The organism is Rhizobium sp. AN68, assembly GCF_030758035.1.
Classification (GTDB): Bacteria; Pseudomonadota; Alphaproteobacteria; order Rhizobiales; family Rhizobiaceae; genus Agrobacterium; species Agrobacterium tumefaciens.
This window is the reverse complement of sequence record NZ_JARWMI010000002.1, coordinates 1,607,560-1,626,548: the sequence shown is the minus strand read 5'-3', so window position 1 is coordinate 1,626,548 and position 18,989 is coordinate 1,607,560. Positions and strand designations below refer to the sequence as shown.

Annotated in this window: 12 protein-coding genes and 1 pseudogene; 9 read left to right on the top strand and 4 right to left on the bottom strand. The window is 60.6% G+C overall.

Annotated features, from left to right (window positions below):
• Positions 1-8: 8 nt before the first annotated feature.
• Positions 9-2,111, bottom strand: a complete 2,103-nt coding sequence (locus RBH71_RS10830) for a TonB-dependent receptor (RefSeq protein WP_323687283.1) — start codon at positions 2,109-2,111, stop codon at positions 9-11.
• A gap of 272 nt (positions 2,112-2,383) precedes the next feature.
• On the opposite strand from RBH71_RS10830, the gene RBH71_RS10825 reads away from it, so the two are divergent.
• Positions 2,384-3,160 (top strand): IclR family transcriptional regulator, encoded by a 777-nt coding sequence (locus RBH71_RS10825; protein ID WP_013762288.1) that lies wholly within the window; start codon positions 2,384-2,386, stop codon positions 3,158-3,160.
• Between the two features lie 2 nt (positions 3,161-3,162).
• On the opposite strand, the pseudogene RBH71_RS10820 reads toward RBH71_RS10825, so the two are convergent.
• Positions 3,163-4,433: pseudogene (locus RBH71_RS10820) on the bottom strand (NtaA/DmoA family FMN-dependent monooxygenase).
• 230 nt (positions 4,434-4,663) lie between these two features.
• Between RBH71_RS10820 and RBH71_RS10815 the strand changes: the two are divergent.
• The 8 genes from RBH71_RS10815 (at position 4,664) to RBH71_RS10785 (ending at position 12,812) form a co-directional block, all read left to right on the top strand.
• Positions 4,664-5,479: an ABC transporter ATP-binding protein gene (locus RBH71_RS10815; protein ID WP_035252685.1), complete on the top strand. Its 816-nt coding sequence runs from the start codon at positions 4,664-4,666 to the stop codon at positions 5,477-5,479.
• Positions 5,476-6,489, top strand: a complete 1,014-nt coding sequence (locus tag RBH71_RS10810) for a FecCD family ABC transporter permease (RefSeq protein ID WP_038494948.1) — start codon at positions 5,476-5,478, stop codon at positions 6,487-6,489. Before RBH71_RS10815 ends, RBH71_RS10810 begins: the two co-directional genes overlap by 4 nt.
• A gap of 11 nt (positions 6,490-6,500) precedes the next feature.
• Positions 6,501-7,565 carry a FecCD family ABC transporter permease gene (locus RBH71_RS10805; protein ID WP_111802267.1) on the top strand — a complete coding sequence of 355 codons (1,065 nt, stop codon included), beginning with the start codon at positions 6,501-6,503 and terminating at the stop codon, positions 7,563-7,565.
• Positions 7,566-7,588: 23 nt separating this feature from the next.
• Positions 7,589-8,542, top strand: a complete 954-nt coding sequence (locus RBH71_RS10800) for an ABC transporter substrate-binding protein (RefSeq protein ID WP_038494941.1) — start codon at positions 7,589-7,591, stop codon at positions 8,540-8,542.
• A 232-nt stretch (positions 8,543-8,774) separates the two neighbouring features.
• Positions 8,775-9,173: a siderophore-interacting protein gene (locus tag RBH71_RS26650; protein ID WP_416349574.1), complete on the top strand. Its 399-nt coding sequence runs from the start codon at positions 8,775-8,777 to the stop codon at positions 9,171-9,173.
• Positions 9,166-9,612 carry a siderophore-interacting protein gene (locus RBH71_RS26645; protein ID WP_416349573.1) on the top strand — a complete coding sequence of 149 codons (447 nt, stop codon included), beginning with the start codon at positions 9,166-9,168 and terminating at the stop codon, positions 9,610-9,612. Before RBH71_RS26650 ends, RBH71_RS26645 begins: the two co-directional genes overlap by 8 nt.
• Complete coding sequence (locus RBH71_RS10790) at positions 9,609-9,887, top strand: phosphopantetheine-binding protein (protein ID WP_038494938.1); 279 nt, start codon at positions 9,609-9,611, stop codon at positions 9,885-9,887. The genes RBH71_RS26645 and RBH71_RS10790 overlap by 4 nt, the downstream gene beginning before the upstream one ends.
• Before the next feature lie 69 nt (positions 9,888-9,956).
• Positions 9,957-12,812 carry a condensation domain-containing protein gene (locus tag RBH71_RS10785; RefSeq protein WP_323687282.1) on the top strand — a complete coding sequence of 952 codons (2,856 nt, stop codon included), beginning with the start codon at positions 9,957-9,959 and terminating at the stop codon, positions 12,810-12,812.
• A 286-nt stretch (positions 12,813-13,098) separates the two neighbouring features.
• Here RBH71_RS10785 and RBH71_RS10780 read toward each other — a convergent pair whose 3' ends face one another.
• Complete coding sequence (locus tag RBH71_RS10780) at positions 13,099-14,445, bottom strand: condensation domain-containing protein (protein WP_019566922.1); 1,347 nt, start codon at positions 14,443-14,445, stop codon at positions 13,099-13,101.
• Between the two features lie 48 nt (positions 14,446-14,493).
• Entirely contained in the window at positions 14,494-18,933 is a 4,440-nt protein-coding gene (locus tag RBH71_RS10775; RefSeq protein ID WP_113138385.1) for an amino acid adenylation domain-containing protein, read from the bottom strand.
• Positions 18,934-18,989: the final 56 nt, after the last annotated feature.

Below are 18,989 nucleotides of genomic sequence, written 5' to 3'. Positions count from 1 at the left end.
GCAATCGCTTAGAACGTGCCTCTGACACCTATGCCGAACATGCGCGGTTCGGTCATGCTGGCCTCGATGCCGCCAATGCCGCGGTTCTGCTGCATATAGGTCGGCGCACGCTCGTCGAAGACGTTCTTCACGTAAGCGTAGACCTCCATCTCCTCCTGGAACTTGTAGCTCGCACGCACATCGGCGATGGTGTAGGGGTCGATCGCATAGGCAGCCGTGTTGGCCGTGTCGGAATAATAACCGTCGATATGACGCACCTGACCCGAGACGGTGAACTTGTCGGTCACATCCCAGCTTGCCCCAATGCTGAACATGTAACCAGGCGATTTCGCGAATTCATTGCCTGCATAGCTGGCATTGCTGGAAATCTGGTCGATTTCGGTCTTCAGCACGCCGGCACTTGCCTTCAACGTCACATTGTCGAGAACCTGATAGTCGGCGCCGACTTCCAGACCATAGGCATGCGCTTTCTGCGCATTGATGGTGTAGGATTGAGTAATGCCTGACGAGATAACGACCGGAATATTGTACTGGGCGTTCTTGTAATCCATGTAGAACAGGTTGCTGTTGAGCGTCAGCCTGTCATCCAGCAACTTCGCGCGGGTGTAGAGTTCGTAGTTCCAGATGGTTTCCTTCTCGAAGGGCAACCATTGGCCCGACGAGATGTTCAGCGATATGCCGCCGGGATTGTAACCACGGCTGATCATGCCGCCAACGGTCCAGTCATCGTTGATCGCATAGGCAAGCGAGGCCTTGGGAAGCAATTCGGAAAAGGTCTCGTCAAAATCAACCGCGACGTTGGAATAGACGGAGCGGCCCGCGCGCTGAATACGATCGGTCTGGTAACGCAGGCCGCCGGTAAGCGTCCACTGGTCGGTCAGACGGTAGCTCAACTCGCTGAAAATGCCGAGATTGTCCTTGGTATCGTCAAATGTCGAAAGGGTTCTTCTGTTTGCCGGGTTCAGAAGATAAAGAATTTCATCGGCCTGCGTATGGGCGTAATAGATGCCAGCGACGCCACTCAGAACGTCTTCCTGGTCACCGAAGGTCACACGGGTCTCGTGGGACACATTCTTCTGATCGATATTGGCGTCGCCATTATTGACCACACCCACCCTGCGGCGCGCGTCTGAGGCGGAAAATTGCGTCTGGTTGAAGAGTTTTACGCCGTTTTCAAAGTCATAGTTGATGTCGAGAATGCCGGTGTGGGTATTCTGGCTCCAGCTCGGCATGGTGGTGGTGACGTGGTTGAGATCCTCGAAAGGACGCGACGCCGCTTCCTGGCTCGGCCGGTTGGTGGCGTTATAGGAATAGGTCAGCTTGGTCGTCAGGCCCGGAATTTCCGGCGGTTCCCACAGAAGCTTGAAACGCGCGTTGAATTCCTTGAAATCCTGGTTGGTGCCTGCGTGGGCAAAACCGGAATTGATGTAATCGATAAAGGTATCGCGACCCGAATAATCGATTGCCAGACGCGCCGCCAGCTCGTCTTCGATCAACGGGCCTGAGACCGCAAAGGACGCCCGCTTCTGGTGATAATTCCCGATTTCGGCCTGATAGCTTGCTTCCGGCGTAAACGTCGGGTCCTTGGTATTGACGAGAATGGCGCCGGCAATGGCGTTAGCGCCCTGCGATGTGGTCTGCGGCCCACGGAAGACCTCGATGCTTTCGACATCCCAGATGGACGTCGCGCCATAGATGAACTCGTTATAACCGAGATAGTGACCATCGACATTGATGGTGGCGCGCGGCACGGTGCCGGCGAAGAACGCCGTTGCTCCGGTGTTCGGGCCCTGCGTGTCGAGACCGCGAATGATCGGGGCGCTGACATTGTCGGTATAAACAACGTTTGGAATGTCCTTGATCGCGTCTGAGACGGTTGGATCGCCGGTCTTTTCCTTTTTCAGTTCATCGCTGGATTTGACCGAGACGGAAGACGCCGTGTTCTTCATGTCGCGCGCGACTTTTTCGCCGGTCACCACAATCGGCTTGAGAACGGTCGTTCCCGAGGCCTCGGCCTGTTGCTCCTGGGCGAAAACCGGCGTCACAAACAGGGCGGCCAGCGTCAAAACGCTGACCCCGCCCATCAAACGGCCGCTAGAACGAAACCCCATAACACACCCCTAATAAACATGAGTATCTAAGTCATATTCAAGTAACGGAAGCGTTATCCGTTTCGCAATAGAGAATGCGTTCCGTATTGTGGACGGATAGGGTTCCGTAACGGGATGTGCCATATTTACAACAAAGTTTATCGACTGGCCGTTGTCGTGTAGTTCCCCGCCTCAAGGGGAAGGCGTTGAAATAGCTCAGAAATCGATTCCGATTTCCGGTCGGATGCGCTAGGCATGTTCACGACATAAATCGGGGAGCGGACTTGGACGCCATGGATGACGAGCCGGACAATCTGCCTGAAAACGACGGAGAGAAGCGCTCTGCCCTCATTCAGTCGGTCTCTATTGCTGCCCGTTTTCTCGACCTTCTGGCAAAATCGGACGGGGCGCTTGCACTGGGCGAACTCGCTAAACGCGCCGGGACAGGCCGTTCCACAGCTCATCGTTACCTGCAAAGCCTCGTGCGGGAAGGACTGGTGGCACAGGACCCTGCAACCGGCAGCTACGACCTCGGTCCAACCGCGCTCTCGATAGGCGTCAGCGCGCTCAGACGAATCAATCCGGTCGAAACCGCCGGTCGACAGATGAAAGCACTGGCCTCGCAGATCGGCGCCAGTTGCGGCGTGGCGATCTGGACAGATCGCGGCCCGACCGTGGTGCAATGGCACAGGAGTGCCAGCTTCTCCATCAGCACCGTGGCGCTGGGGGATGTTCTACCGCTGGATAACAGCGCCTGCGGGCTGGTTTTTCAGGCTTATTTGCCACCGGATAGGACAGCGCCGGTGCGCAAGCTGCAGCCGCCCGCCTTTCGCGGGTCCCGCCCAGACGCTAAAGTCCTGCACGCCATTCGTGAGACAGGCGGCGCGGAACTCAACGAACACCTGTTCTCCGCCCTGACCGGCAAGGCCGCCCCGGTTTTCGACGCGCAGGGCGAAATCTGTTGCGTCGTCACCACCGTTTCTTTCCTCGCGACCGCCGAGACCGAGCGGCACTTTCAGCAGCTTCTTGAAGCGGCCGGAAAGGCGACGGCAGAATCCGGCGGCTCGTAAACCTATCCGGCCAGGTGGTCGGCGAAGGTGCTGCCGGAATAGGCGGTGCGGAAGAGCCCGGCATCACCGAGCCTCGGAAGCAGCCGCTCCAGCACCAGCCGCATCGACGCGACCGAACCGCCAGGCACCGCGACAAAGCCGTCTATCGCGCCGGCCGCCACCCATTCGCGGATGCTTTCAAAAGCATCCTCAACCGTGCCGATGATCTGCCAATGGCCCGACCCCATCACTTCCGGTCGCCGCAACAATTCGGCAACGCTCAGCGTTTCCCGTTCGATCAGCCGGCGGAGCAAATTGGCATGGGTGCGGCTTCTCGGTGTCTCGGGCGGCGGCGGCAAGTCAGAAGGGGTGACGATCCGCGTGAGCGACCAGTCGGAAAGGTCAAGACCCGTCAGATTTTGAATGGATGCAAATATGCGGCCATGGTTGGCCCTTGCGTGGGTCTTCGCAAACAGCTCCAGCGCCTCGTTCTTGGTGTCCGCCAGATAAAGACTGAGACCCGGCATCAGCTTCACCACATCCGGTGAGCGCCCATGCCGCTCCGCTCTTTGCCGCAAATCCGCCCGAAGTTCGATTGCCGCCTGCATATCCGGCGTCGAGGCAAAGACCGCATCCGCAACGGAGGCTGCGAAATCGCGGCCTTCGGGGAAGCCCCAGCCTGCACCAGTGGAATACGGCTGGAATGGGCCGGCAGGTTGAGCGGGCCTTTGACGCTGAAGTGCTCTCCTTCATGCGCGATTGGCTGGACCAGCGACGAATCTGCAAAACGCCCGCTCTCTTTGTCCAGCTTCAGCGCCTCGTTGGGAAAGCTCGCCCAGAGCTGCTGTACTACCTGCGTGAACTCGGCGGCGCGTTCATAACGCTCCTGCGGCGACGGCATTTCTTTCAGGCCGAAATTTTCGTGGCCGTCCAGCGCCGTGACGATGTTCCATCCCGCCCGGCCATTGCTCAGCCAGTTCAGCGATTGCAGTTGGCGGGCAACCACATAAGGCGGCAGGAATGTCGTTGAAACCGTGGATAACAGGCCGACATGGCTGGTCTCCCGTGCGATGGCGGCCAGAAGCATGTTCGGGTCCATGCTCGCAAATCCGCCGCCGGCCTCCAGCCCCTCAGTGCGCAGAAACAGCGTGTCGGGCCGGAAGACAAAATCCACATGCGCAGCCTCGGCACGCTTTGCAAGATCGACGAAATAATCGCTGGAGAAAACCCCGTCTATACCGCTGTCTTGACGCCGCCATGCCTCGCCGCTGAGCCAGGTTGGCGCCAGCGACATGCCGACGTGAAGCTTGAGCGCGACTGACATGAAACACCTCGAATGAAAAAATCATCACGAAATCCGCGATGTGAATCGGCAAATTTCGATTTGTGGAGAATTTTACTATAGTTTAGTGTCGCATCAAGACCAGCCTGTCGCGCTTGCCGGTACAGAACCCGATTTCCGCAAGTTCGATACGTGAATTCAACAGCTTAGGTAGGACGTGCGTCGAGTCGACGCATGGCCCTATGAATAACAGGAGTTGTAATCCGGTGCTTGATGCCACGGACCTTCATGCGAGTTACGGACACATCCCCGTATTGCAGGGCCTGTCTGCCCGCTTTCAAACCGGCCGCGTCACAGCGCTGGTCGGACCCAACGGCTGTGGCAAGTCGACGCTGTTGAAGACGATCATGGGTTTCGTGCCTTTATCTTCAGGCAGGATAAGCCTCGGTGACCGCCTGATCGGCGAGATCGGACGCCGCGAACTCGCCCGCCGCATCTCCTATCTGCCGCAGGAATGCCATTGCCCTGACTATATGACGCTTGGCGAATTGATCGAGCTTGCGGGTTATGCACGTTACGGGCTTGGCGGCGGTCCATCCGAACGCGACCGGGCGCTTTTTGCCGAAGCGCTGAAGACCGTCGGGCTGGAAGACAAGGCCAGGGCGCAGGTCAATACGCTGTCCGGCGGCCAGCGCCAGCGCGCCTTCATCGCCATGGTGCTCGCTCAGGACACGGAGGTGATCCTGATGGACGAGCCGGTCAACCATCTCGACATGAAATATCAATATGCCGTTCTCAGCCTTGTGCGCGAACTGACGGACAGGCACGGCAAAACTGTTATCGTCGTGCTGCATGATCTCAACCTCGCCTCCACCTTCGCCGATGACGTCATCATGCTGAAAGCCGGACGGGTTCTCGCCTCCGGGCCTGTCGCGAATACGGTCACATCAGCCAATGTTGCCGACGTCTTTGATCTCGAGGCCGACATATTTTCCCGGCAGGGGCGGCTCATCTGCGTGCCGCGGCTGGAGCGGCAGGAACAGGCCATTCCGGCATGACATCTAAAATAATGCTGATCTTTGCCGCCGCGATCTTGCTGGCCGTTGTTCTCGTCATCAACTTCGTGCTGATGACTGGCGACCTGCCACTTGCCGAAATCGCGACGACGCTCCTGCATGGCGAGGCCGAAACCTATGAACAGTCGGTTCTCCTCTATCAGCAAATCCCGCGCTCACTGATTGCGATCTATGTCGGCGCCACCACGGCCGTCAGTGGCTGCGTGCTGCAGGGGCTTGCCCGCAATCCTCTCGCCTCGCCCTCCACCCTGGGCCTGAATGCCGGTGCGACGCTTTTTGTGGTCGCCGGTGCGCTGGTGTTCGATTTCTCGCCCGAAATACAGGGGCTCATCGCGCTTATCGGCGCCGGCTTCGGCTTTGGCGCCTGCTTCCTTGTTGCCCGGCTGGCCGGGCGGTCAAACGATCCGCGCGGCCTGTCGCTCATCCTGTCCGGTGCGCTTGTCTCCATGCTGCTGATCGGCATCACCAATGCCCTCCTTTTGTCAAACCCCACACGTCGCGCCGAATTCCTGAGCTGGATCGGCGGCAATATCAACCACGTCTATGCCGAGCGCCTCACCGATTTCTGGTGGATTGGCGCCATTGCGATGGTGATGCTCTGGTCGGTCGCCCGCCCGCTGACGCTGGTTCTGCTGGGTGCGGAAAAAGCCGCCTCCGCCGGCGTCAACGTCACGCGCGTTTCCCGGATCGCACTTTTCGCCACCATGCTGGCCTCCGGCTCGGCGGTGGCCATCTGCGGTCCCATCGGCTTCGTCGGCCTCATCGTTCCGCATATGGTCCGGCCGCTGGTCGGGGTGAATTTCACGCTCGCTTTGCCCGCTTCAGCCCTTGTCGGGGCGATTCTGTGCGTGCTGGCCGATCTGGGCGCGCAAACCCTGTTCAGGCCGTATGTGGTCAATACCGGACTGTTCATGGACCTGCTCGGCGGCCTCGTCTTCATCGTCATAGTCAAGCGCTTCTATCTTTCACCTTCGGCCAATAAACTGTCATGAAGAGGGCTGTCATGAAAAGGCAATTGGCCACCGATGGCAAAGCGGTCCTGCGGCTGCCGAGCGGGATGCAGATCGGCATCGGCAACCTAAAGGCCGCCCTTGCACTGATCCTGCTGGCGTTGGTGCTGGCCGCCATTTCCATTAGTCTCGGAAATACACAGACCGGTCTCATTGACCTTCTGCACGGCGTTGCCGGCGGGCATTTGAGCGACGATCAGGCCTATGCGCTGTGGACGGTACGGCTGCCGCGCATCCTGCTTGGTTTCATGGCCGGATGGAGCGTTGCGCTGGCCGGGGCCATGCTGCAATCGGTCGCCCGCAATCCGCTTGCCGATCCCGGCCTGTTCGGTCTGAGCCAGGGATCAATGACCACCATAATGCTGCTTCTGGTGCTGGTGCCGGCGGCGCCCAAGACCATGGTGGCGCTTGCGGCCGTCGGCGGCGGCCTTGCGGTAGCTTTCCTGCTCATCGCGCTCGTGGGGCGCGAACGTTCCAGCGGGCTAGCCATCCTGCTGATGGGCATCGCAATCGAATCCGCCCTTTCATCAGTCTCATCAGTGCTTTTGCTCTACACACCAACGGAAACATCGCTGTCGCTTGCAGACTGGATGGCGGGTTCGCTGTTTCAGGCGAGCTGGCCGATCATCCTCGTGTTCGCGCCTCTTTTCGCGGTCAGCCTTGTGGGCATTTTCCTCATCGGCCGGGCGCTTGCAGTATTTGATCTCGGTAACGAGATGGCCATGGCGCTCGGCGAAACGGTCAAACGTTCGCGCCCGCTCGTCATCGTTTTTGCGGTCATCCTCAGCTCCGCTTCCGTCACCGCTGTCGGCCCCTTGACCTTTCTCGGCGTCATCGCCCCGCATCTCGCCACCTTCCTGTCGCCCGCCGTCGGTCGCGCCAGGCTTTTCCTGTCGGGGCTGACGGGCGGCATTCTGGTGGTGACCGCCGATACGCTTTCGCGTGGGCTGGTGGCCGATACGCCGATGCCGATAGGCCTTGCGCTGACGCTGATCGGCGTGCCGCTTTTCATCCTCACGCTGCGCCTGCAGGCGCTGCGCAGAACTAACCGCCACTGAAGAAATTGAACAAAGGGTATGCCATGCGATTTGCCATCCTCGTAGCAGCACTTCTGACCGCCGGAAGCAGCCTTGCCGCAGAGCGAACCGTCACCGATGCCGCCGGCCGCACGGTCTCCATCCCCGAGCAGCCGCAGCGCATTGTCGTCATGCACGAACCGCTGCTGGGCGTGCCGCTGATGGATCTTGGCGCCAACGTGGTAGGCGCCTATGGCCGCAACAGCGACGGCAAATTCGCCACTGCCGTTGATTTCATCGACACCGTTCTCGGTGAAGGCCGCACGAAACCGAAAGGTTTCGGCGCGGTGGGTCAGATCGATCTGGAAAAGCTGAGAGCGCTGCAACCTGACCTGATCGTCGCCACGGAAATGGACAGCGGCAAGGCCGAGCAGCTTTCCACCGTCGCGCCCGTCTATCTGCAGAAGGTAAGCACTGGCCACACCTATGGCTTCAGCGTCGAAGAGAATCTTTCGGGTCTCGTTGGCAGAAGTGACGCTTTTGCCGAGCGCCGGAAGACCTATGACGAGAAACTCGCCACCGTCAAAAAAGCACTCGGCGAAGACGCAAAAGGCAAGACCTATCTCTCAATTCTGCTGACCGACCAGATCAACGCGGTCGGCGATATGTCCGGTGCGGTGCAGGCGCTCGAGGATCTGGGTTACGCACGGCTGAAAATCGACAACGCCACCTCGTCGGGTGGGCTGGGTTCCACCCTGACGATGCCGCTCAGTGCCGAGGCTTTTGGCAAGCTCAACCCTGATCTGCTGGTGGTGATGAACAGCTATAACAGCCCCGCCCGAGGCGAAGCCGGAACGCGCGCCGCACTCGAAAAAATCATTCCCGGCTGGGAACGCTTCGTCAAACCGGCGCGTGACGGCCGGATCATCTTTCTCGATTCCAGCCGGGTCACGACGCCGTCCATCCCAAGCGCGCTGCACACGCTGGACGCGGTGGAAAGCTGGGCAGGCCGCCGTTAAACGCCTTTTCGACAAGCGCAATTCCGGCGCAAACCATGCGCCGGACATAAACTTGAGTTTTTGAAGAAACTTATATTGCGACCGCCGGAACCGCCTGTTATGGTTCGCGCATCTTGACACAACGACGTCGGATCTCCCGCCGGAAAACTCCGGTGCGCGATTGTCCGGCATGCCGATCCGGGACAGCGAAACTGCCGATCCCCATCGGCGATATCCCAGGGAAGACAGCAACATGAGCATTGCACAAAGCATTGAAACCGGCGTTCAGGACCGGACCCCCAAACGCCATCGTTACGCCGTCAAGCTACGCTGCCTTGACGTGGCCCGGGTGGAAAAACTCAGCCGGTCCATGGTGCGCATCGTATTGACCGGGCCTGAGCTTGAAGGCTTTGCCAGTCTCGGTTTTGACGACCACGTCAAGATGTTCTTCCCGCTTCCCGGCGAAACCGAACCTAACCTGCCGGTGATCGGCCCGAACGGCCTCGAATTTCCCGAAGGCGCGCCGCGCCCGCTCGCACGCGATTACACGCCGCGCAGCTTCGATGCCGAGAAGGGTGAACTCGCCATCGATTTCGCCACGCACCATGATGGCCCCGCCAGCAACTGGGGCAAAATCCGCCAGGGTGGGTGACAAGGCATGGATTGCAGGCCCGCGCGGCTCGTTCACCATTCCCTTCACCTTCGACTGGCATCTGCTGATTGCCGACGATACCGGCCTTCCCGCCCTTGCACGGCGACTGGAAGAAATGCCCAAGGGCACCCGCGTCGTCGCCCTGATCGAAGTTGAGACGGAGGCTGATCGCCTGGACCTCGCCACGAAAGCTGACGCGTCGATCATCTGGGTAACGCAGGAGGCCGCGGGCGGCGCCGATCACGACGCCCTGACGGAGGCGCTGCGTACGCTTGAACTGCCTGAGGGCGATTTCTTCAGCTGGGTCGCCTGCGAGATCGAAAGCGGCGAAAGACCTGCGCGCAATCCTGATCGGCGAGTACGGCGCGAACCCCAAATGGACGCGCGCTTCCGGCTACTGGCGGCGCGGAGCAAGCGGCGTTCACGATCATTTCGATGAATGAACCGGCAATCGCGGCGGCTGGCAAGCTGGAGGCGGACATGATGACGACGGAACTCAAAGCCCATCTCGCCAAGGTTCTGGACGATGAGGTGGGGCATATCGGCCCGAACGCCAACCTGTTCGGCTGCGGACTTCACTCCCTCGCTCTCATGCGCCTGATCCCGCCGCTTTCGCAGCTCGCCGGCACGCGACTTCACTATGACGATCTCGCCCGTCAGCCCACGCTTACCGCCTGGCAGGCGCTGATCGAGCAGTCGCGCGCGGGCTGCTGATCCCCGCAAGAGGGGACTTTCCCCGCCAAGCGCGACCTACCTCAACATTATACTTCCAAGGAGAGGACCATGGCAGCAGATAATTCGCGCATGCTTGCGCGCCGCATCGAACAAACCTTCGACAATGCGGACGAAGCCCCACGGAGCGGATCGCAGCCAAGCCAATATGAGGAGCGGGTCTGGTTCCAGCAGTTTCAGGACCCCGATCAGGTCTTCCGGCATATTCTCACCTACCGCATCGGCGGCGAGAGCGACCTTCTGCGCCTGACATCGGCACTGGAGACGGTTTGCGAGGCATGGCCCGAACTGCGCGTGCGGTTTTCCTTTGGAGAAGACGGCACCCTTGCCAAGAGCGTAGAGGCCCCTTCGGCATCTCTCGTGCAACTGTTTCAGACGGCATCGAAAGACGAAGCGGTGGCCCTTCTGCACGACCTTCAGGCAAGCCCGTTCGACGCGGAAATCGATCCGCCGTTTCAGGCCATCGTGCTCTTGAGCGAAGGAGAGGTACTGCTGGCGCTTCTGGTGCATGGCCTGCTTGGTGAATCCCTCTCACCGCAGATTTTGCTGGGCGCTATTGCCGCAGCCTATGCTGGCGAGGCACCAAAGCCGCTTTCGCCACGCATCACCGAAAACGCCATCGTCAATCCAGTTCCGCTCCCCTGGCTGCAAGGACCGGCCTCCGGCACGCCCGTCGTCTCTCTCCGAAATAACGGGACCAAGCCGGCGAGCCACTGCCACGGCGTCGATCTTCCGGCTGCCCTTCTCGACCCAAACGGCTCGGCCGCACCGGACGCGCTTCTGGCACGCACCGGTGCCCGTTTCGCGCTTTTTCTGGCGACCAATGGCGATCTCGACACTGTTACCCTGCGCCTGCCCCTGCAACCCGGGAACGAGGCCGGCCTGCCGCTTCCGGCAGATGCGGTCGCCCGCGTCTCGATCTCACGTAGCCAGTCGCCGCAGGAGGCCGAAAAAGCCGTGCTGGCTGGGTTGGCCCGACATGGCGAACACAACGACGAGGTTGCCACCTTCACGCTTCAGACCCTGCCAACATCGGCTGAAACCTCATCCGTCGAGCGGCTCCGGTTCGAGCGCCTGCCACTCCCCTCTCTCCAGTCCGGCCTTGGCCTGACGCTCGCTGCTGGCAGCACGGTTGATGGCCACATCCGTCTGGAACTGACCGGCGGCAAGGAGGCCTCGCCGCATGCGACGGCATTTCTGCTGGAGCGTTTCATCGCCCATCTCGAAGGCGGTGCGGATTTTTCCGGCATTACGCATCAAACCTCGTCCGCAGGGCCGGAGGCTGCAGCATCCCTGCCCGCCGCCTCCCGCTCCAGCGACGACGAGACTGCCGCGGCAATTCTTGCCGAATTCCGCGAAGCGCTTGCGTCGACAGACATGGGACCGGATGACGATTTCTTCGATTTTGGCGGCCATTCGCTGATCGCGACCCGCATCATCGGACGCCTTTTGAGCAATCACGGCATCGAGCTGCGTTTCAACGACCTGTTCAGCTATCCCACCGCCGCATCGCTCGCAAAACAGGCGACGCGTCTCGAAACCGCCGCCCCTGCACAGGCGGAAGCAACCGCGACCGGCTCGCTGACGGCACCGCTTTCTCTTGCGCAGATGTCGCTCTGGAAAGCCTATGCCGCCTTCGGTTTCGGCGAGATTTTCAACATCCCCTTCGCGCTCGATTTCCTCGATCCGGTGGATGAGAGCGCTTTCGAATGTGCATTCCTCGATATTATCGAGCGTCATCCCGGCCTGCGAACCCATTTTTACGTCGAAGATGGGACGGTTCTGCAAAAGATCGTGCCGATGCACGACCTGCCCGGCTATAAGTGGTTCTGGACGAGTGAGGAAAGCGAAGGCGTGGACCGGCATACGGAAGCGTCCTGGCGGTTCGACCTTGCCCGCGAATTGCCGATGCGGCTGCGTTTCCTGCGCAATCCCCAAACCGGCGGCCAGGTGCTCTCTTTCCTCTTCCACCATATTGTGCTGGACGAATGGTCGGTGAACCTGATGATGGACGAGCTGACCGAAGCCTATAGGGCAAGAGCCACGGGCAAGGCCCCTGTCTTTGCGAGCAAGCCCGCACCCTTCCATGAATTCGCCAGAAAACAGGTGGCATCCGGCGTCAACGGCGACCACCTTGCCTACTGGACCGATATGCTGCGGGACGCACCGAAAGGCCTGGTCCTTACCGGACAGAACAGCACGCCGACAGATGCTGCACACGACGAGGCGCCGGCGGGCGGCTGGATCGAGTTCAAGCTGGAAAAACACGTCAGCGACGGACTTTACGCCATCGCCAAGCAGAACAGCGCCTCCCTGTTCAACGTCGTTTATGCCGCCATCGCCGCGTCGCTGCGCCATCTGGGCGGGCTGAGCGATCTCGTGGTCGGCACATCGGCGTCCGGGCGCACCGACAGCGGCTATTTCGATACGATCGGCTATTTCACCGCGGTCGTTGCCCATCGTGTGCGTTTCCGCGAGGAGATGACGGTCGGCGAACTGATTTCCTCGGTGAAGAACACGGTCAATGGCTCTCTGGAACACAGCGAAATTCCAATCGATCTCGTCGAAGAGGCGCTCGGCATGACGCCCGGCCGCGACCATCTGTTCGAGGTATTCATCCAGATCCACGCCAAGAACAAGCTGAACGGCACGCTTTCAGGGCCGGACGGCAAAACCGTCGAGTTCCGGCAGATCGATCCCGACAAGCACGAATCCATGCTGGGGCTGCAATTCGAGGTAATGGAAGAAACGATTGGCGGCGAACGCTCCATCCGCGTGTTGATGAGCTACCGCTCCGACCGCTACGGCCCCGAGGATGTCGACCGGCTGCGCACGACCACCAGCGGCGTCTTCAGCCGTTTCGCCGAAGCAGGCGCTTCGGGCCGTGTGCTGACCACGCTAGCCTGAGTGCTGGCCAGGCTTCGCAATAAACCCGGCTCCGCATGGCGGCGCCGGGTTTTGCTTTTTAACAAATGTCCGGAAAGCTCTCTTCCGTCATGCTCGGGCCTGTCCCCACTGGATCCTTGGGACAAGCCCAAGGATGACGTTGGGTGGGAGGACAGCATGTCACCCCATCAGGCAGGGTTTTGCATAACGGAGCCGGGTTTATCACATCCGCACCCAGTCACTCCCGACCAAATGCAGAGTGACGGCAGAGAGATTTCCGTCCCCTTCTTGCAGAGCACCCGGCTTCTCAAACCGCCAGACGGAAGGCCGCGGAAACCTCTTCGGCCGGAGCCGCCAGCGCCTCTTCGCGCAGCATGGCATCCAGAAACAGCGGCAACTCCTCACGGTAACGCGCGAAATCGTCGGCTTCGGTCAGTGCGGAATCCGCGTCGATATGCAGGTTCAGATCACTGCCGTCATCCTCGCCACGGAAGGTCAGGTTGAACCCGTCGCCCGGACCATTGGCGAGAATGTGCCTGATAACGGCAAGCCCTGCAAATACCGGCGCGCTGAAGGGCAGGACGTTGATAAGCGGTGAGAAGAAAAACCGCCGGCCCTTTGATATGTTGCGATCGGCGGCGATCTGTTCGATGCGGTAGCGGCCATGCAGGCGCTGCCGGCGCAGATTGGCGGCATTGCGCGCAAGGAAGCTACCAAGGCTCTCCTGCGGTTCTATCGTCAGATGGAAAGGCAGGATATTGACGAGCATGGCGGGCATATGCGCGCCGACACTGCCCCAGCGGCTCATGAAGGGCAGCCACAGCGTCAGCACATCGCGATCCGGGCGCGGCAATACGCGGTGAAGATAAAGGCCTGAAAGCAGCACCAGCAGGTCCGGCCAGCCTATCTCCAGTGCGCCGGATATCTGTTGCAGTCTTGTGCTGAAACCTTCCGGCAATCCCGCATCGGCATGCAGGCCGCCGCCACCGTAATCCTCGCAATCCTTGTCCAGCACCGGCAAATCCACCGGCGGCGCGAGATAGGCCGTCCAGAACTCGCGGTCCTTTTCGAAACGGCGGCTTTGCCGGTAGGCGTCCTCTTCGGCAAGAAAACTGGGGAAAGGATGGAAATCCGGACCCGCCTCGCCCTTGCCGCAATAGTGCCCGTAAAGCTGCCCGCAACGCTGCTCCACCAGCGTGAGACCATAACCGTCGACGACGATATGATGGGCACGGATATACCAGAGGTAGCGATCGTCGGCGATGCGGTAAAGCACCTGGGCGGAGAGCTTGTCGGTTCGAAGATCAAGCCTTGCCTCGACATCCGCGTTCATGCGCCCCAGCGCTTCCTCGAAAGGCGCGGGATGGGCACGGAGATCGACAAGCTCGACCATCGGAGCGTGGAGCGGATCGCAGCGTTGCTGCGGCGTCTCGCCATCCTCACCGACGCGAAAACGGATCGACAGAACTTCCGATTCGCGCACGGTGCGCCTGATTGCCTCAAGCAGAGCGCCCTCGTTCACGGCACCGGAAAGCTCGATGTAATGGGCGACGGTAGAGACCGGTTCGTCGGGATGGAAGGAAAACTCCTCCCAAAAATCGAGTTGCGGCTGGGTCAGGGGAAGCCAGCCGCCGGCAGGATCGATATGCGCCATCTGTTTTTCCTTGAATTATTTCCGTGATTTGGGCCGCAATAACGCGGCTCATGCCGCCGAAGCGGGTAAAAGCGAACTGACCTGTTTGGCGTTTCGGCAACGCAGGAGTTGCTGCGGCGAAAGCTCCACGCCGAAGGCGCTGCGAATTTCGGCCGAGACGGTTTTCAGATGCGAGGGCAAAAGGCCAAGCGCCAGCAGATCACTGCTAGTATCCACATCTACCGGGTTTTTACCCAGCACGCCGAGATAGATATCCAGCACGCGGAGATCGCCCTGATCGGCGGCTTTGACTGTTACAGCTGCGGGTGCCTTTGCCGGTTCCGCTGCCATCAGCAATTCGCGGGCGCGGCGGCGATCCGGCTTGCCATTAGCCGAGAGCGGCAGATCGGCCACATTGAGAAAGCGGCCGGGCACATGCGATTCCGGCAGATGCCTGCGGGCAAAATTGCGCAGGTCGGCGGTGGAAAGCTCAAGGCCGGGCATCCGAACATAAAGCACGCCGATAGCGGCCTCCCCCTTTTGCTCGGCACCGTAATCCACCACCAGTACACGCTGGATGGAGGGGTGGCGGATAAGTTCATTTTCCACATCCGGCAGCGAGACCCGCACCCCGCGCACCTTGACGTAACCGTTGACCCGGCTGGCGAACATGATCTTGCCATCCGGCCGGTAACGGCCCCTGTCTCCGGTGCGAAAAGCGCGCACCGCATGTCCATCCGTATCGCTGACCGTCACGAAATCCGTCTGGGTAATGGCGCCATCTTCCAGATAGCCGATCGCCACATTCACGCCCACTGTGTGGATGCGCCCGACAACGCCCGTCGGGCAATGGCCGCCCTGATCGTTGAGGATGAAATAGCGATTGCCGGGCAAGGGATGCCCGTAGGGTATCGCCGAGGTATCGGCTGTCACGATCTCGTGCCAGATGCTCCAGATGGTCGTTTCCGTCGGCCCGCCCAGCGATATCAGCCGAAGCTCGGGTTTCAGCCGGCGCAACTCCTCGATGACCACGGGCTTGATGTAATCACCGCCCTGCGCAACGAGCCGGAGCGAGCCGAGCTGGTCGCCACGATGGCAGGACAAGAGCATCTCAAGAATCGCCGGCACCGAGCACCACAGCGTAACGCCGTGTTCGGCCACCAACTCGTTCCAGCGGACCGCATCCTTTTCCTCGCCGGGTTCCGGCAGCACCAGTGTCGCACCGGCGGCAAGCGACCCAAAAACATCGAAGACCGACATGTCGTGGTGCAAGGGCGTGACGGAGATGAAGACGTCATTTTCCGTCACCGCCCATTCCGAAAGCGTGCTGCCGATGACATTGGCCGTGGCCCTGTTAGAGAGCACGACGCATTTCGGCTTGCCGGTGGTACCGGAGGTATAGAGGTAATAAGCGGGTGCTTCGCTTGCTGAAAGTGCCGCCAGTTCCGCCGCGTTAACGGGCACGCCGGAGGCGGCTGGCGCTGCGAGAAGCTCCTCGGGACCGACAGCGTCGAATCCTTGCGGAACGGAACGGGCAACGATCATGGCCGGGCGGCAATTGGTCAGCAGATAGTGCAGGCGATCTTCCGGCGAGCTCGCATCGATCGGCACCCAGATGGCGCCGATAAGTGCAGCGGCGAGCGTGACGGCCGTGTGCTCCGGGCTGCGCGGCAGGCACACCGCTACGACATGGCCCCGGCCGATGCCGCGCGTCTTAAGGCCCGCCATCGCCCGCGCCACCGCGTCGCCAAGTTCGTGATAGGAGATGCGCCGTTTGCCGTTGATCAGGGCCGTGCGCGATCCATCTCCTTCGAAAAGATGCGAGGCGATCCGTTCCAGTAATGGCGGGCAGACGAAGTTCCGCTCGTCGCCATTCAGCCGGTAGTGCGACAGGTCGACGACCTCACGGGAATTCATCGAGAACGTCCCGCTGGCGGTGATCGCGGCAATCGCACGCTCTATCGCACCGAGAATGTCCGCCACCATTGCGGCATCGATCGCCTGCTCCGCATAATCGATATCGAGGACGAGATCGCCATCCGGGTTTTGCGAAAACCGGAAATCCAGCGCCACCTGTGGTGTCTGGGTCAGCCCGTCCGTCCAACGAAGCGTGGAAGCTTGCGAAAGCGTCGGCCATGAGAGGCCGTTGGTGATGACGACAGGCAGGGCGAGCCCGCCGGGATTGGCGTTGAGAAGGATGCGATTGAGATCTACCCCTGAAAAAGCCAGATGATTGAGGCCCTCAAGCACATCGGTTTGCAAAGCTGCGGCCCGCTCCGCAAAATCGCCCCTGGCCGCATCCCATTTGACCGCGATGAAGCTCGAGCGATTGGCAAACGCGCCTTCCACCTGCGGGGCGACGGGAATGCCGACGACGAGGGCACCTTCGTTCAGCCAAAGCGAGAGCACATCGAGGATTACCGCCGTCAGCGCAGAATTTTTGAACAGCCGCTCTTTTGCGCCGATCCGTGAAAAGGCGGTAAAGCGTTGTTTTTCCACGGTCAGGCTCTGGCGGCTGTAACGCGAAACGGCAATGGTTTCGAGCGGGGCTTTCCACGGCAGTTGCGAGGGCACTTCCGCACCCTCAAGTTTCTCAGCCCAATAGGCGGCATCCTCGGCACGGGCCGCTGCTACATCTTGCTGCGCGGCGGTGGCTGCGACGGCTGATGCGGGCGGCACGACATCATCGAAGAGTTCCGCCGCAAGGCTGGCTATTCCCCGTCCGTCGAGAATGAGGGCGTCGAAGCGCAGGAAGACCGCCACGCTGTCCCCCACCGCAATTTCCGGCAGACGAAACACCGTGACCTGCCAGGGAGAGGCGGCAAGATCGAAATGGGCATGGGAGAAATCCTGCCGCACGGTGCCGATCCGCTGTTCGGCTTCGGCAGCGGACAGGTGCGAAAGATCAACAATATCAAGGTTTAGTTTCGGCTCATCCGAGACCACCTGCACCAGACGCCGCTCATCGATGTGGGTGCGCAGGCTTTCATGCCGCTCGACCATTGCGGTGAGGCGCGAGCGAAGCAATGCCGGATCGATATTGCCGCGATATTCGCGGAACTCCTGCATCGCCACGCCACTCAGCGGCAGATGGGTGCCGCGACCGAGCAGATAGGCCTTTTGCAAGGCTGAGAGTGGCCGTTCCATGGATTTTCCTTTTGTCTGCACTGTCGCTTCAGGCGCTTGCAAGCCTAATCGCTCAACGGTCTCGGAAACGAGATCGGGGCTGGCGGCGAGGTGGCGAAGAAGGCCGGTATAGGCGTCGAACAGGGCTCGCAGCCAGCTTTCCGGCAGCGCATCGAGCCGAACATCCCAGTTGATCAAAAGCCCGCCATCGAGCGCTGCGACCTGCGCATCCAGCGCAACTCCAGGCCCCTGCGAGACGGTGTGGATCATCGGGCCGAACACGCGCCCCACATTTTCCGAAAACAACTCGCCCCCGGGCAAATCGACACCCGCGGTAAAGACAACCGGTGAGGTCTGCAAACCGCCGCGCAGGCGGGACAGGTCGCGCATGACGCTGACCCCGGGATAGGACTGGTGCGCCAGAAGCCCGTTCATCTCTCCGAGCAGCCGTCCAAGCAGTCGCTCAAGGCTTTCCTCAGGCCGGATATCAACGCCAAGAATGAGCACATTGGAGAATTCGCCGACGATGCCATCGACCCCTTCCACCAGCGGCGCGCGCCAGAAAGCCGGCACGGAAAGCCGGAACTTTTCCGTATTCGTCGCCTGCGAAAGCACCACTGCAAAGATACCAAGCAACAGGGTCGACGTGGTCACGCCGCAGCGCCGCGCCATCCGTTCCAGACTGCTGCGTTCAGCCGGAGAAAGTCTTGCTGCAAGGCGATCGGTGTGAACGGCGCGTGACGGGTCCTCGGGCAAAAACGGCAATGGCGGTGCCTCCGGAATATCGGCAATATGTTGCCGCCACCACAGCCGGTCCCTTTCACGCTGGGCTTTGAGTTCCGGATCGGATGCAAGACGTTCCGCCCAGCTGAAAAACGATGGTGGTGTATCCCCCAATGGCTCGAGTTCGTCCGCGTCAGCTTCATAAAAGCGGGCGAGATCTTCCAGCACGATACGCATACTGGCGGGATCGATGGCCAGCATGTCGGTATCCAAATGCAGCCTGGCGCGACCTGCGGGCAGCAGGCTGAGCGACACTGCCGCCGGCGGGGCAACGCGCAGATCGATCTGGCGATGGCTCCACGCCTCACGTTTGGCGGCAAGACGGTGCGCAAGCGCCTCCTCATTGAGAGACGCCATGTCCTCCACGTCGAGGCGGAGCGGCCGGCCGGCGGGGTCCACCGTCTGTCGCCCTTCCGCATCGATCCTGAGGCTGAGCATGGGGTGACGCCGGCAAAGCCTTTCGACCGCGACGGCCAGTCTTTCCGCCTCCAGCCCCCTGCCTTCGAACTCGAGATAGAGATGCGGCGTAACTTTTCCGAGTATCCCGTCCGCCTCTCGGCCGACCCAGTAGGCAACCTGCATGGGGGTTAAATTTAGCATGTGAATTTGCACCGATTGACAAAACATGATTATCATAATCAAGTATAAGCCACCGT